Source organism: Dongia rigui (assembly GCF_034044635.1).
GTDB classification, from domain to species: domain Bacteria; phylum Pseudomonadota; class Alphaproteobacteria; order Dongiales; family Dongiaceae; genus Dongia; species Dongia rigui.
This window is the reverse complement of sequence record NZ_JAXCLX010000004.1, coordinates 237,278-251,659: the sequence shown is the minus strand read 5'-3', so window position 1 is coordinate 251,659 and position 14,382 is coordinate 237,278. Positions and strand designations below refer to the sequence as shown.

Below are 14,382 nucleotides of genomic sequence, written 5' to 3'. Positions count from 1 at the left end.
CGGCATCCGCCGTGGCGATCGCGCCCTGGTCATCCATCCGGCGTTCAAGACCGGCCCCCGCGCGCAATATAGCGGCGGCCGCTCGCCAGAAACGCGCCTCGAAGAAGCCTGCGGGCTCGCCCGCGCCATCGACCTCAATGTCGTGGCGGGGGAGGTCGTGCGCGTCAACGACCCCAAACCCGGTACGCTGCTTGGGCTGGGCAATGTCGAGCGCATCGCGGCGCTGATCCAGGCCGAAGAAATCGAAGTTGTCATCTTCGATGCCGCGTTGACCCCCGTGCAGCAGCGCAATCTCGAGACCGAGTGGAAGGCCAAGGTCATCGATCGTACCGGCCTCATCCTGGAAATCTTCGGTGAGCGCGCCCGTACCCGGGAAGGGCAGATGCAGGTCGAACTGGCGGCTCTGTCCTACCAGCGATCGCGCCTGGTCCGGTCCTGGACCCATTTGGAGCGGCAGCGCGGTGGCTTCGGCTTCATCGGCGGCCCCGGCGAGAGCCAGATCGAAATGGATCGCCGCCTGATCGATGAACGCATCGTGCGCATCAAGAAGGACCTCGAGGATGTGAAGCGCACCCGTGCGCTCCATCGTCAGGCGCGCAAGCGCGTGCCTTATCCGGTGGTTGCCCTGGTCGGCTATACCAACGCCGGCAAATCGACGCTCTTCAATCGCCTGACCAAGGCCTCGGTCATGGCAGCCGACCTGCTGTTTGCGACGCTCGACCCAACCATGCGGCGTGTTCATTTGCCCTCAGGGCGGGAGATCATTCTCTCCGACACGGTGGGCTTCATCTCCGATCTGCCGACCGAACTGGTGGCAGCCTTCCGTGCAACACTCGAAGAAGTGCTTGAAGCGGATGTAATCCTCCATGTGCGTGATGTGGCCCATCCAGAAAGCGACGGCCAGAAGGCCGATGTAGAAGCGGTGCTGGCCGGCCTCGGGCTCGGCCACGAAATCACCGACGCGATGTTCGAGGTGTTGAACAAGACCGATCTCCTTGATGACGTCCGGCGCGACGCGCTGCTGGCTCAGGCGGAGCGCGATCCCAAGCTGCGGCCGATCTCGGCGATCACCGGTGACGGCATCGCGGCTTTGCTGGCGGCAGTCGATGCGCGCCTCTCGGCGCAGCGCCAGACAGTCGGCTACCAATTGCGCCACGAAGACGGTGCGGCAATGGCCTGGCTTTATGCCCATGGCGAGGTCCTTGACCGTACCGACACCGATGAGAACACCGAAATTACCGTGCGCCTGGCGCCAGAGGATATTCAGCGTTTCGAGCGCCAATATGGCGCCAGCAAAGTGAACGAAGGAGAGCGTCGATGAGTGCTATTCCGGTTCCGACGCGCCAGGAAGTCGTCAACGTGTTGGAAGCTGTGCTCGACGGTACCAGCAGCCGGTTGGCTGCAGCCGAATGGGCTGCCGAGGTGCAGGAAAATATCGAGAGCGAGGACCCCGAAGCGGTCGACCCGGAGATGTGGCATTTGCTGCGCCTGACGGCCTCGCTGGATGTGAAATCCGGGCCCGACTATCTCCACAGCGAGAACGATATGCGCGAATGGATCGAGGGTCGCAAGTGAGTACCGGCGCCCGCATCGATCTTGCGAAGGTTGCCGACCTCGTTCGCGAGGTGGCGGCAATCGAGATTCTGCCACGCTTCCGCAATCTGCAGGAAGGCGACACGCGCCAGAAATCGCCGGGCGATTTCGTCACCATCGCCGATGAATCGGCCGAGCTTGCGCTGACACCGCGCCTCCTTGACTTGTTGCCCGGTTCCGTGGTGGTGGGCGAGGAAGCGACCGCCAAGAACCCGGCGGTCATGGATGCGCTCGCCGGCCAGGCACCCGTCTGGCTGGTGGACCCGATTGATGGGACTGGCAATTTTGCTGGTGGGGATGAAGGCTTCGTCTCCATGCTCGCCCTCGTTCAAGCAGACGATATCCTGGCGAGCTGGATCTATCGGCCGGTAACGGGCGAAATGGTTGTGGCGGAGCAGGGTGCCGGCGTCACCATCGACGGCCGCAAAGCCCCGCCCTTCGTGCCAACTTCGGCACCCAAGGGGGTGCTGGCCTATGGCAAGCGCGGTGCGCCCGGTATCGCCGAGCAAGTCGATAAGCGTCGCGACCGCTTGAGCCAGCTCAAGAGCGCGCGGGCCGCCGGCATCGACTATGTGCGCATGGCCAAGGGTGAGATCGACTTTACTTTCTTCAGCGGCATCATGCCCTGGGATCACGCGCCGGGTGCCATGATCATCCGCGAACTGGGCGGCCATATCGCCTACATCAGGGGCGACGAGACCTATCGCCCGAGCCACGCTCTTTCGGCAGCGGGCATCCTCTCCGCCACCAGCCATGCCACCTGGCGCAATGTGCACGAGACGCTGTTCGGCGAAGGCTGATCCGGCTGCAATGTGATCGTCCAAAGGAAAAGCGACCAATGAAAGTCACCTTCCTCGGCCTCGGCGTCATGGGTTTTCCGATGGCCGGCCACCTGAAGCGCAACGGCCACGAGGTCACCGTCTATAATCGCTCCGGCGCCAAGGCTGCCAAGTGGGTCGAGATCCATGGCGGTGCCTCGGCGCCGACGCCGGGTCAGGCAGCAAAGGGCGCTGAAATCGTCTTTGCCTGCGTCGGCAATGACGACGATTTACGCTCGGTGGTCTATGGCGATGACGGCGCCTTTGCCGGCATGAGCCAGGGCGCGCTGTTTGTCGACCACACCACCGCCTCGGCCGAGGTCGCGCGCGAGATTGACGCCGCAGCAATCAAGGCTGGCCTTGGCTTCCTAGATGCCCCGGTCTCCGGCGGTCAGGCAGGCGCCGAGAACGGCAAGCTCACGGTGATGGTGGGCGGGGTGCAGAAGGATTTTGACCGCGCGCGTCCCGTGATCGACTCATACGCCCGCGCCTGCGAACTGATGGGACCGGCTGGCGCCGGCCAGCTCGCCAAGATGGTCAACCAGATCTGCATCGCCGGCCTTGTCCAGGCGCTGGCCGAAGGCATGCATTTTGCCCAGAAGGCTGGCCTGGACGGCAACAAGCTGCTCGACGTCATCTCGAAAGGTGCCGCGCAATCCTGGCAGATGGAAAATCGCGGCCGCACCATGCTGGAAGGCAAGTTCGACTTCGGCTTCGCCGTCGATTGGATGCGCAAGGATCTCGGTATCTGCCTGGCCGAGGCGAAGCGGAACGGGGCCCAACTCCCAGTTACGGCCCTGGTCGATCAGTTTTACGCCCGCGTGCAGAAGCGCGGCGGCGGCCGCTGGGACACGTCGTCCCTGATGCAGCCCTTGACCGAGCCTTAAGGTATGGAACAGGACACCAGCCCGGAATTCCTTGCCGAACTGCTCGACCAGGAAAAGCGCCTGGTCTTCAAGCAGTTCGACAACGACACGGCGATCGCCTTGGGGCTGCTGCTGGTGGAGATGGCGCGCGAGAAATCCTTGCCCGTGGTCATCGACATCACCCGTTCTGGACAGCAGCTCTTCCACGTCGCTATGCCCGGCTCCTCGGCCGATAACGACGAATGGGTGAAGCGCAAGGTGGCGACGGTCATGCGCTTCGGCCATTCGTCCTACTACATGGGCCGGTCCTCTGCCGCCAAGGGCGTTGTCTTTACCGAGCGCTATCATCTCGATCCCCTGCGCTATGCGCCTCAGGGTGGTTGCTTCCCGATCATCATCGCCGGCACCGGCCATGTCGGAACGGTGGCGATTTCCGGCCTGCCGCAGGCCGACGACCATGCGCTGGTCGTCGCGGCACTGACCAAGTTCCTGGCATAAGCCCGGGCGGGGCAGGGCGACGGGCATGGGCCGCAACCTCACCACCATCGGCTTCGATGCCGACGATACCCTGTGGCAGAACGAGCAATTCTTCCGGCTGACGGAGCAACGCTTTGCTGCCTTGCTGGCCGATCATGCGGCGCCGGAAACCATCAGCGGGCATTTGCTGGAGGTCGAGCGCCGCAACCTGCAATTCTATGGCTACGGCATCAAGGGCTTCACACTCTCCATGATCGAGACTGCGCTGACCCTGACCGGCGGCAAAGTGCCCACCACGGCGATCGCCGAGATTCTCTCAGCCGGCCGCGACATGCTCACGCATCCGGTCGAGACGCTGCCACATGTCCGCGATACGCTCGAGCGACTTTCTGGCGACTATCGGCTGGTTCTTATCACCAAAGGCGATCTTTTCGACCAGGAGCGAAAGCTGGCTCAATCCGGCCTCGGCGATTTCTTCACGGCGGTCGAGATCGTCTCGGAGAAATCCGCCGCGACTTACACACACATCTTTCACCGCCACGGTGACGGGGCAGAGCGCGCAATGATGATCGGCAATTCCTTGAAGTCCGATATTGTTCCGGCGATTGCCGCCGGCAGCTGGGGCGTCTTCATTCCGCATGCCCTGACCTGGGCCTTGGAGCATGTCGAGGCACCGTTATCCTCGCCGCGATTCCGCGAGCTGAAAGACCTCAGCCAGCTCGATGCGTTGCTCATGGAAATTGCACAATAATTCATCTAATGAATTAAGTTGTTATAATAAGTCATTGTATTACGATAATATGTTTGAATCTAAATCTAGTCCTCATTCTCGCTTGACTAATGCATGCGTCATGCATATAACTGCTGAAGCCAATGCAGCAGATGGGATATCCCATGTTGAGCGCACACCTTTCCAAGGCTCCTTTCGTCCTGATCGGCGCGCCGATCGATTCCATCGGCGGCGCCGGTGGCACGGAACTCAGCCCGGCCAGCTTGCGTGCGAACGGCAATTGGGCGCGTGTGACGGTCGCTGATAGGGGCGATCTCGATATCCGTATTCGCGACCGCGTGCGCGATCCCAAGACCGGCATCATCGGCGGGGCCGATGTCATTCGCACGACCGAGCTTCTGCGGCGTGAGATCGCGCACTGCCTGCAGGAAGGGCATCGCCCCGTTCTTCTGGGCGGGTGCTGCACGCAAGTCGTCGGTGCAGTCGCCGGCGCGCGCGACGTGATGGGCCGGGTCGGGATCGCCTATCTCGATGGTCATTTAGATCTCTATGACGGCGTCACCTCGCCAACGGGCGAGGCGGCGGACATGCCGCTTGCCGCCATGCTCGGCCGTGGCGACCAGTCCTGGATCGATGCTGCCGGCGGCGCCAGTCTGCGCCCCGAGGACATCGCCCTGCTGGGCCCACGCGACGTAGAGGACGCTGCCAGCCGGGGCTCTTTGCTGCCAGAGGACTTCACCCCCGCAATCCCCCTCTGGACCAATCTGGATATTGCGGCGGAAGGACCGTCAAGCGTCGCACACGCGGTCGCCAATGGGTTTGAAGAGGCCGCGCGCCCGTTCTGGCTGGCGATAGATGTCGATATCGTCGACCAGGCGGCATTCCCAGCCACAGATTACCTCATGCCGGGCGGTCTCAGTTGGGAAGCCTTCGCATCTCTTGTCAAAGGCTTGGCAAGATCGCCTCAGCTCCTCGGGATCTCGCTTGCCTGCTACAATCCGGAAAAGGATGAGGGTCTGCGCGACGGCAAAAGACTTGCTGAACTGGTCATCCAAGCGCTTGAGACCAAACCCCTGGAGGATCACGCATCATGAATAAGCCAGACACCCGCACTGCCAATTTGCTGGGCGCCCTGTCCTTGATGTTGAGCGACGCAATGACGGATGAGCTTGGTGGCCTCACCGATATCTGCGACAGCGATTGCGCGGCCCTCATCGTTATCGAACAGAACCCAGGCATCACCGTCGACCGCCTGGCGAAGATCGTTCGCCTGTCCCAGCCAGGCGCGGTACGCATGATCAACCGCCTGGTGGAAGAGGGGCGGGTCGAGCGCCAGACCGGCATTGACCGCCGCGCCCGGCCGCTAGGCCTGACGGCTGAAGGCCAGCGCATGGTCCGCGCCATGCTGCTTGGTCGCGAAAAGGTATTGCGGGCGCCGCTCGATGCCCTGACGGACGACGAGCGCCGCAGCCTTGAACATCTGATCGAGAAGATGCTGCAGAGCATGGTGACCGATGAAGTGGCATCCGATACCGCCTGTCGTCTGTGCGACGACAATGCCTGCCCACAGGATCGCTGCCCGCTGGCGCCAAACTGCAGTCGTGCCGCTTAAAAAATGATCGGGCGAGGGCAAGTTTAGCCAAGCCACCCGCCCCCAAAAGACCGCATTCCTTCAATCGTCTAGCGCAGAGGAGAATCTGCCATGGGATATCTTGCCTTCGCCGCAGCCCTTGAGGCGTTCATTGCCGATCTACTGCTGCATCGTTCCAGCACCGCCGATGAATCTGTAGGTACAGAGTCATCGCATGAGACAATTATCACAAGCATCCGCCGCGCCGTCACGGAGATCCGCAGCTACAAGCCCCGCCTGCCGGGATTTTTCGGCCTCCATCGCAGTAAGTGCTGATTAACCCCGGCCGGGATAGCTTCTCTTCATCGCGTGGGCGGGTATGCGTACCCGCCGCAAGGTGGAGTGGTTTGCATTTTGGACGGGTCGCCAGATAATTCCCCCGCCGCCAAGAGCGGGTTACTAACATCGGCTATTCCAGCGCTTCTGTTCACCGCGGCTGTGCTGCTGGTGATCTGGGCAACGCTGATCGCTTTTGTGTTCGACATGCGTCAATCGGTGAATGACGAGGCCCGGCTGGAACTCAGTCACGCCATCAATGCCATGCGCGCCCACACATCGCACGTGTATGGAGATGCCAAGTCTCTTCTGCGGACGGCCAACCAATGGTTGGTGGATCAACCCGCAGGCGCGCAGTTCAGTCGCTTCGAACATCTGCGCCACCAGCTGCGCGAGGTTGAAGGATCGTCGGGCGGGCTGTCGATGCCGGTCGCCTTGATCAATGCTGCCGGGAACGGTGTCTGGCGCGAACCTCGGCCGGCCCTTAACACCGATACCTATGTCGGCGACCGGGATTACGTGAGCGTGCCGCTGCGAAGCTCTCCCGGGTCGTTCTATGTCGGCGCCCCCATTCGCAGCCGTATCAGTGACAAGAAGATCCTGCCGATATCGATGCGGGCCCACCCCAACAACATGGGCATCCGCGTCATTGCGACAACCATCGAGGAAGACGATTTCAGCAACGTCATGGGGCAACTGACCGACGTCGCGCCCGCCACGATTGGAATTGTCCGCGACGACGGAAGATTGCTGTTCGTCTGGCCACCCAACGAAGCGTTAAAAGGAAATGTCATCAAAGGATTCACCGATGTATTGGCGCGTGGCGCCATGCCGGCGCGTGCCGAGGACTTGCTGCCTTCCCTCGATGGCGACGGCATGCTCCAGGTGACATTCTCCAGAATTGACTCCGACCCCATCATCGTCTTTGCCGGGATCAAGACCAGCGATCTGGCGGAGGTCAAGCGCTCGGAATCAACGGTCCCGGCGATTCTGGCTATCCTCGCCACGATCGTCATCGCCCCCCTCGGCTTTGCGCTGATCCTTCAAATGAAGCGGCGCGCCGATAGGGCCGCGATGCTTGCAGCCGCCTTGGCCAAAGCCGAGGTGGCCAATGACTCCAAGGCTCATTTCCTCGCCAATATGAGCCATGAATTGCGCACGCCTCTCAACGCGATCATCGGATTTTCAGACATTCTGACACGGCAGCTGTTTGGTCCGTTGGGCTCACCGAACTATCGCGAATACGCCAAGGATATCGGCGATGCCGGCCGGCAGTTGCTGGGGATCATCAGCCAGATTCTGGAAACGGCGAAGCTCGAATCCGGGACCCTTGCATTGGCCGACGTTGCCACGGATCTGGGGGAAGAAGTGGGGACATGCATTCGGCTGCTCGCTGGTCAGTGCGACGCGCGGCAGCTGAGGATCATCCAAGATCTGCCAGCCGGCCTGCCGCTTGTCCGCATGGAGGGACTGCATCTGCGGCAAGTGCTGCTCAATCTGCTCGGCAATGCGATCAAGTTCTCCACGCCTGGCGGCGAGATCACCGTCAATGCGGCGGTCGAAGCCAGCTCAGTGCGGGTGACCGTCCGCGATCACGGCGCCGGCATCAAGCCGGAAGACATGGGAGAGCTCTTCAAGCCGTTTTCGCAAATCGAGAAGAGCCTGAGCCGCCAATATGGCGGCGTCGGCCTCGGCCTCGTCAACACCCGCCGCATCATCGAGGCCTATGGTGGAAAGGTCTGGCTGGAAAGCCGTTTCGGGGAGGGCACCAGCGCGATATTCGTTGTGCCGGTGATCGCCTAGGCTTACGCCCGCTCCTCCGACTTCACTTGGGTCCAGGCTTCTTCCATGCGTTCGAGCCCGGCACGTGCGGCTTCCGTGCCCGCGTTCTTGAGGATGGCCTCGACCCGGCGGAAGCGGCGTTCGAATTTCGCGTTGGCGCGTCGCAGCGCACCTTCGGGCTCCACCTTCAGGTGGCGGGCGAGATTGGTAACGGCAAAAAGCAAGTCGCCAACTTCCTCCTCGATCGCCCCTTGGTCGGGGGCATCCGTCAGTTCGGCGCGGATCTCCGCAATCTCTTCCTCGACCTTCTCGATGACCTCGGCGGCATTGCGCCAGTCAAAGCCGACGCGGGCGGCGCGCTTCTGCAGTTTTTCGGCACGGGCGAGGGCGGGAAGGGCGGCAATGACGCCGTCCAGCGCTGACGGCTCGCGCCCGGACGCCGCGGCAAGCTTCGCCCGCTCGGCGGCCTTGTGCGTTTCCCAGGCGATGGTTTGGGCCGCGGCGGTATTTATCTCGGCGCTGGAAAATACATGAGGATGACGCTCTATCATCTTGTTATTAATAGATTCAATAACGTCCGACATCGTGAAATCGCCGGCTTCGGACGCCATCTGCGCATAGAACACCACCTGGAACATCAGATCGCCCAACTCGCCGACCAGCGCCGGCATGTCGTCCGTCTCAATCGCCTCGGCGACCTCGTAAGCCTCCTCAAGCGTATGCGGGACGATGCTACGAAAGCTCTGTTCCAGGTCCCAAGGGCAGCCGGATTGCGGGTCGCGCAGCCGCGCCATGATGGCCAGCAATCGGTCGAGTTCAGCAGCAGCAGACATGTGGCACAATCCGGAAATGACGTTTGGTATCGGCACTATAGCCAAATTGGATGGGCCAATCGACAATTGGCACTTGTGACGTTTGGCTAATACCTTAGCCTCGCATTTCATGATTCCAGTCATCGACGCAGGACCACTTTTCCAGCCCGCCGGCATTTCCCGCGATAGGGCCGATGCCGCCATTCTCGCCGCGGCGACAGACAGCGGCTTCATGATCCTCGATCACCTGCCGCCGCCGGTGCCGGTCGAACGACTGCTGCGCCTCTTCGACCTCCCGCCCGAGGTGACGCACCGCCTGTGGCGCCAGAAATTCGCGCCGGGCAACAGCAATGTCTATCGCGGCTGGTTTCCGCTGCAAGATGGCCGCCCGACCTACAAAGAGGGCCTCGACAGCGGTCCAGACATCGCCCATGGCGCGACCCGTGTGCGCCATGGCGATCCGCTGACCGAGGCAACGCCGCTGCCGCCCGAAGCAATCCTGCCGGGATGGCAGGCAGATATGGCCTGCTATTACAGGGCGATGGAGGTGCTGGGGCTCAATTTGCTGCGCAGCATCGCGCGTGCCCTTGGGCTGCCTGAGGAGACCTTCACACCAGCCTTCGACCAGGGCATCTCGACGCTGCGGCTGCTGCACTACCCGGTCCGGCCGGCGCATTCCTTCATCGGCGTCGAAGCCGACAAAATCTGGACGACGCATCAGGGTCGCGCGGTTGATCTGGTGGCGGCGCCCCACGTCGATTCAGGTTTCATCACCCTGCTGCGCCAGCACGGTGTTTCCGGCCTGCAGGCATTGGGACGTGACGGTGCCTGGCATGACGTGCCGCCGCGGCCGGACAGCCTGGTTGTCAATTTCGGCAAACTTTTGGAACGCTGGACCGGTGGCCGCATCAAGGCGACCAAGCACCGCGTGATCGGCGCCGGCAGCGGAGAAGGGCGCGCGCGCCACTCAATCGCCTTTTTCTTCGAGCCCGCGGTCGATGCGCTCATTGCGCCGATCAATCAGCTGGAGGGCGAATTCGACCCCTTCCTCTATGGCGACCTCGTCTGGGACGCGATGATGAAGTTCGTTGAGTTCGAAGGACTTGATCACCTCAGGCAGCGTACCTGACACCCGAAGACGTCGTCAGGCAATACCGCGGGGCCATCCCCCCGGGGTATTGCTGATGCGTGCTACCACTCGTTGGTGCTGAAGCAGGCGTCGACCTCTTTGTTTGCCGTCGAGCCATAGGTGCCGCCGACCGCCTTGCACCACGCTTTGAAATCGCCGGTACATGGCTGCAGGGTCTGGCTTGGGACCGTGCTGCAATGAACGTCCGGCTTGACCCCACCGCCGGCGGATTTGAGCTGCAGATCCGCGCTTGGGTTGGTCGGGGGCACAACCTTGACCGACCCATCCGCCATGGCCTCATGCGCCATCGCCAGCGGGCTGAGGGTGAGAGCGGCAGCCAACACCGCCACGCGCAGCCGCCGGTAACTTAAGCCTGTTTTTTTCATTCGAACCGACATTGGGACCTCCACCAGTTGGTTGAAGCCGATCGCTTCAAAGGTCCGTCGAGCAGGCGGGTCAGAGGGTTCAGCAACATCAGGAAACCGTGATCTCACGCCGGCTTAGTTTATCGTCAAGTCGCATAATATATATTATGGAAAATATTGTATCAGGTATTCAGGAAGGCCTGGGTCTCGGTCATAAAGCGCTGCCAGGCTGGTTCCCATTTCATCAGGACGTGGTTGTTACCCTCCAGCGGCACGAACCGCGCGCCGGGTATGCCCGTCGCCAAAATGCGACCTTCCTCGAATGGTACCGAGGCATCGCCACGGGCATGCATGACCAACGTCGGCGCCTTGACCCGTGCGAGGTTCGAAGTGACGTCAATCTCCCCAAACGCGTCATGAAGCCGTCTGGCGCCTTCAGGTGAGGCCGTCCGGCGCTGCAGCTCGTTGTACCACTGCATGTGCTCAGGCGACGCGCCGGGCATCATGAAACTGGTGAACAGCTGGCGGAATGCGGGATTGTCCTGGCCCCAGCCATGGGCGATCAGGGTCGAGATGGCACGCCGGCGGGTCACCAGTTCCGGATCCCCCCGCTTCGCCCATCCCCTGGCATAACCACCCAGGAACACCATCCGGCTGACGCGCTCCGGATATCTCGCGGCAAAAGTCGCCGCCACGGCGCAACCCTGGGAATGCCCGAAGAGCGGCACCCGGTCGAGGCCGTTGGCATCCAGCACGGCCAGCAGATCGCCGACCATGGCATCGAGGGAGACGTTCTCGACCTCCCGGTCGGAGAGCCCGTTGCCACGCTGATCGTACCGGATCAGCGTGTAATGCCGGGCAAGATCGCTGAGCCAGTCGTGCCAGACCGGGCTTTCCCAGTCGTAATCAAGATGCGTCAGCCAATGCGCGGGCTTCACCAGCACGGGGCCGGAACCGACGCGCGCATAGGCGATGCGGACGCCGTCGGCGGCGGTGCAGAACTGAATCTTCTGCGACGGGACTGCGTCGCCCTGCGCCGATTCCGCCGCCCTCTGGATATCGCCCACGAAGCGGATGCCACGACCATGGACGGTTCGGATCAGGCGCTGCTGTTCGCCATCGTCACCCAGCGCCCGGCGGGCAGATTTGATTCGGCTGGCAAGCGCCGCGTCAGACACGATGCGACCATGCCAGACGCCGGCAATCAACTCGTCCTTGCTGATGAGGCGATCCGGATGGCGGATCAGATAGGCGATGAGGTCAAAGACCTGGGGTTCGACCGGGCACAGCGTTCCATTGCGCCGCAACTCAAAGGCAGCGAGATCGACCTCGCAGTCGGCGAAAACAACCTTTCCAACCCTGTTTTCCACGTCTGACATCGGCTGGATTCCTGTGTGCCGGTCATTTCGCGCAGTGATGACCTATTCCGGCCGGTATGGCAATCCGGTCCCAAAAAACCGGAACTCTCCATGAATCCTGCAGGTGTTCGCCAAGCATGTCGAACGCCGCCTGCCTAGGTTCCCGCCCACCCCTCGCCCGGTCGCGACCCTCCCGGTCCGTCGGCCCGCGCAGGCCAACAGCAGAGAAAGACAGAGGAAGATCATGCAGATGCAGCAGACGATGGCGGCGCCTTCGCGCGCGGCGAGCTACGCGCCGGGCGCCTACTCCTATGCCGATACCCTTGCCACGTCGCAACGGGTGAATTGGCGGATCGAGGACATCATCGGCCCGGACAAGCCGCTGGATTTCTCGAAACCTTTCATGCCGAAGAACCTCGCCCGGATCGACAGTCTCGGCATGCTGGACGACGCTGAAAAGCTGGTCCTCAACCACATCAGGGGTCACGGCTATCTGTACATCTTCGGGCTGGTCGAGGAGTTCATCCTGCCCTTCGTGCTGGATCATGCCCGACCGCACCTTGCAAAGGACGATGCCCGCACCCGCGCCCTGCTGCAATTCGCCGGCGAGGAGGCCAAGCACATCGACCTCTTCAAGCGTTTCCGGCGCGAATTCCAGGCAGGCTTCGGCACCGACTGTGAGGTGATCGGTCCGGCCGCCGCCATCGCCGACGCGGTATTGGCCCATGACCCGTTGGCGGTCGCCCTCCTCATCCTCCACATCGAATGGATGTCGCAGCGCCACTATGTCGACAGCGTCCGCGACGACCAGGATCTCGACCCGCAGTTCAAAAGCCTGCTGAAGCACCATTGGATGGAAGAAAGCCAGCATGCCAAGCTCGACACGCTGATGGTGGAAGCCCTGGCGGAAAGCCGTGACGCGGCGGCGATCGACGCTGCCGTTGATGGCTATCTGGCCCTGGGCGGCATGATCGACGGCGCGCTGAAGCAGCAGGCGGCGTTCGATCTCGATGCACTCACCGCCGCCACTGGCCGCCGCTTCGATGCGGAAACGGCCACAGCCATCATCACGCAGCAGCACCAGGCGCAGCGCTGGACCTATATCGGCTCCGGTATGACCCATCCCAACTTCATGGGTACGCTCCAGCACATCGCCCCTGCTCGCGCCAAGACGCTCGGAGAGCTGGCGCCGGTCTTCTGCTGAGCTCGGAACTTCCGTCAGAGCGGCCGGGTGATGCTCCAGCATTCCCCGGCCGGCTTTGACAAAGCGTCCCGATCTGGCGATGGTACGCGACAACGAACGCTAGACACGCGCGAACGTCCCTAGTCGGCCAATCGGGTTTTATCCTCGGCTAGCGGCACTGCTTCCTCGACGATTGGTTCGAAGGAATATTCCCAGTCCTCGATGGCAATGGCTTGGGCGACCTTGCCGTCGACGCTGAGCGGGAACATGGCGAACTTGACGTCGAGATGACCGCCCGACCGGCGTGGCCAGCGATAGGCGCTGAAACAGGGCTTGGCGGTTTCCCAGCAGCGCCGATAGAAGTCCGCAAGATGCGCGACGGCGCCCTTGCTCTCCGGCGTACCAAGCTGGTCGAGATAAAGGCCAACCAGGCTGAAGCCATTGATCTCATCGACCTTGGTGCCGCTGAGGCGATAATGCACGCGGAACGGTTCGGCCTCGAATTCGACGATGCAGATATAGGGCAGCAGATCCTTGATCGCCCCCGGGTCGACCTGCGCGCGATCCGGCGTGGCCCCGCCTGCCAGGCTCTGCCAATAGGCATGCAGCCGGTGGATGTTCGGGACGTCGGCATGGTCTTTGAGTGCAGCCATCTTGCCTTCAGTAATGCACGTGTATCGTGCATCCAGCCTTGCAGGGAAATCGAAGAAACAGCAAGTGTTTATCGCGCCGCAGGCTGACATCCGCAGCCTTTTCCGGCACTGTCGCCCGTGGCACGGCAGGAAGTGGATCCGGAAATGCTCTTCATGGTCATCGAACGGTTCAAGGACAACGACATGGTGCCGGTCTATCGCCAGGTGCGCCAGAATGGGCGGTCCCTGCCCGACGGTTTGCGCTATATCGATAGCTGGATTGAACCCGGTTTCGGGCGCTGTTTCCAACTGATGGAAACCGATGACGCCCGGCTGCTGCAGGAATGGGTGCTCGGCTGGCGCGGCCTTGGCGTCACATTTGAGATCGTGCCGGTGGTGCCCAGCAAGGACACGCGCGATGTGGTGGCGCCCTATCTTGACATGGCGGATTGAAAATCTGCCGGTACCGCCCTGCCTCAGGCCTTTTTGAGAAACTCCGTGCGCAGGACCAGCCCCTTCACCTTGTCGGCATTGCATTCGATCTCGGCGGGATCGCTGGTGAGGCGGATGTTCTTAATGCGCGTGCCGCGCTTCAAGGTGACGGAGCTGCCCTTGACCTTGAGATCCTTGATGAGGGTGACGGAATCACCGTCCTTGAGGATGGCACCATTGCAGTCCTTGACGTCTTCCATACCAAGTCTCCAGCCGATCTTTTGAGATAGGCACGCCTT

The 14,382-nt window shown here is 62.0% G+C and carries 18 protein-coding genes; 13 read left to right on the top strand and 5 right to left on the bottom strand.

The window, feature by feature from the left end; genetic code table 11:
- Nucleotides 1–25 precede the first annotated feature (25 nt).
- The 10 genes from hflX to SMD31_RS19980 all read left to right on the top strand — a co-directional run bounded on the left by hflX (nt 26) and on the right by SMD31_RS19980 (nt 8,193).
- Nucleotides 26–1,321, top strand: coding sequence for a GTPase HflX (gene hflX / locus SMD31_RS20025; protein WP_320502882.1), 1,296 nt, complete (start codon nt 26–28; stop codon nt 1,319–1,321).
- The gene (locus tag SMD31_RS20020; protein WP_320502708.1) at nt 1,318–1,575 is read left to right on the top strand and encodes a hypothetical protein; all 258 of its coding nucleotides are present in this window, start codon (nt 1,318–1,320) and stop codon (nt 1,573–1,575) included. The genes hflX and SMD31_RS20020 overlap by 4 nt, the downstream gene beginning before the upstream one ends.
- Nucleotides 1,572–2,393: an inositol monophosphatase family protein gene (locus SMD31_RS20015; RefSeq protein ID WP_320502707.1), complete on the top strand. Its 822-nt coding sequence runs from the start codon at nt 1,572–1,574 to the stop codon at nt 2,391–2,393. The genes SMD31_RS20020 and SMD31_RS20015 overlap by 4 nt, the downstream gene beginning before the upstream one ends.
- 38 nt (nt 2,394–2,431) lie before the next feature.
- Nucleotides 2,432–3,298: an NAD(P)-dependent oxidoreductase gene (locus SMD31_RS20010; protein WP_320502706.1), complete on the top strand. Its 867-nt coding sequence runs from the start codon at nt 2,432–2,434 to the stop codon at nt 3,296–3,298.
- A 3-nt stretch (nt 3,299–3,301) separates the two neighbouring features.
- Nucleotides 3,302–3,775: a heme-degrading domain-containing protein gene (locus SMD31_RS20005; protein ID WP_320502705.1), complete on the top strand. Its 474-nt coding sequence runs from the start codon at nt 3,302–3,304 to the stop codon at nt 3,773–3,775.
- 25 nt (nt 3,776–3,800) lie between these two features.
- On the top strand, nt 3,801–4,505 hold the full coding sequence (locus SMD31_RS20000) for an HAD family hydrolase (protein WP_320502704.1): 705 nt from the start codon (nt 3,801–3,803) through the stop codon (nt 4,503–4,505).
- Nucleotides 4,506–4,648: 143 nt separating this feature from the next.
- The gene (locus tag SMD31_RS19995) at nt 4,649–5,578 is read left to right on the top strand and encodes an arginase family protein (RefSeq protein ID WP_320502703.1); all 930 of its coding nucleotides are present in this window, start codon (nt 4,649–4,651) and stop codon (nt 5,576–5,578) included.
- A complete protein-coding gene (locus tag SMD31_RS19990) occupies nt 5,575–6,096 on the top strand; it encodes a MarR family winged helix-turn-helix transcriptional regulator (protein ID WP_320502702.1) in 522 nt (173 codons plus the stop codon). Before SMD31_RS19995 ends, SMD31_RS19990 begins: the two co-directional genes overlap by 4 nt.
- A gap of 90 nt (nt 6,097–6,186) precedes the next feature.
- On the top strand, nt 6,187–6,390 hold the full coding sequence (locus SMD31_RS19985) for a hypothetical protein (protein ID WP_320502701.1): 204 nt from the start codon (nt 6,187–6,189) through the stop codon (nt 6,388–6,390).
- Nucleotides 6,391–6,468: 78 nt separating this feature from the next.
- The gene (locus SMD31_RS19980; RefSeq protein WP_320502700.1) at nt 6,469–8,193 is read left to right on the top strand and encodes a cache domain-containing sensor histidine kinase; all 1,725 of its coding nucleotides are present in this window, start codon (nt 6,469–6,471) and stop codon (nt 8,191–8,193) included.
- A gap of 2 nt (nt 8,194–8,195) precedes the next feature.
- Here the strand turns inward: SMD31_RS19980 and mazG are convergent, their stop codons facing one another.
- The gene (mazG, locus tag SMD31_RS19975) at nt 8,196–9,218 is read right to left on the bottom strand and encodes a nucleoside triphosphate pyrophosphohydrolase (RefSeq protein WP_320502699.1); all 1,023 of its coding nucleotides are present in this window, start codon (nt 9,216–9,218) and stop codon (nt 8,196–8,198) included.
- Between mazG and SMD31_RS19970 the strand changes: the two genes are divergently transcribed.
- Complete coding sequence (locus tag SMD31_RS19970) at nt 9,217–10,113, top strand: isopenicillin N synthase family dioxygenase (protein ID WP_320502698.1); 897 nt, start codon at nt 9,217–9,219, stop codon at nt 10,111–10,113. The genes mazG and SMD31_RS19970 overlap by 2 nt on opposite strands.
- A 62-nt stretch (nt 10,114–10,175) precedes the next feature.
- Here SMD31_RS19970 and SMD31_RS19965 read toward each other — a convergent pair whose 3' ends face one another.
- Nucleotides 10,176–10,463 carry a hypothetical protein gene (locus SMD31_RS19965; RefSeq protein ID WP_320502697.1) on the bottom strand — a complete coding sequence of 96 codons (288 nt, stop codon included), beginning with the start codon at nt 10,461–10,463 and terminating at the stop codon, nt 10,176–10,178.
- Between the two features lie 197 nt (nt 10,464–10,660).
- Nucleotides 10,661–11,857 carry an alpha/beta fold hydrolase gene (locus SMD31_RS19960; protein ID WP_320502696.1) on the bottom strand — a complete coding sequence of 399 codons (1,197 nt, stop codon included), beginning with the start codon at nt 11,855–11,857 and terminating at the stop codon, nt 10,661–10,663.
- Between the two features lie 223 nt (nt 11,858–12,080).
- Here SMD31_RS19960 and SMD31_RS19955 point away from each other — a divergent pair, with 223 nt between their 5' ends.
- Nucleotides 12,081–13,040, top strand: a complete 960-nt coding sequence (locus tag SMD31_RS19955; protein ID WP_320502695.1) for a hypothetical protein — start codon at nt 12,081–12,083, stop codon at nt 13,038–13,040.
- Nucleotides 13,041–13,159: 119 nt separating this feature from the next.
- Here SMD31_RS19955 and SMD31_RS19950 read toward each other — a convergent pair whose 3' ends face one another.
- The gene (locus SMD31_RS19950) at nt 13,160–13,672 is read right to left on the bottom strand and encodes a PAS domain-containing protein (protein WP_320502694.1); all 513 of its coding nucleotides are present in this window, start codon (nt 13,670–13,672) and stop codon (nt 13,160–13,162) included.
- A gap of 144 nt (nt 13,673–13,816) precedes the next feature.
- Here SMD31_RS19950 and SMD31_RS19945 point away from each other — a divergent pair, with 144 nt between their 5' ends.
- Complete coding sequence (locus SMD31_RS19945) at nt 13,817–14,104, top strand: DUF3303 domain-containing protein (RefSeq protein WP_320502693.1); 288 nt, start codon at nt 13,817–13,819, stop codon at nt 14,102–14,104.
- Nucleotides 14,105–14,127: 23 nt separating this feature from the next.
- Here SMD31_RS19945 and SMD31_RS19940 read toward each other — a convergent pair whose 3' ends face one another.
- Nucleotides 14,128–14,343 (bottom strand): alkylphosphonate utilization protein, encoded by a 216-nt coding sequence (locus tag SMD31_RS19940; protein ID WP_320502692.1) that lies wholly within the window; start codon nt 14,341–14,343, stop codon nt 14,128–14,130.
- Nucleotides 14,344–14,382: the final 39 nt, after the last annotated feature.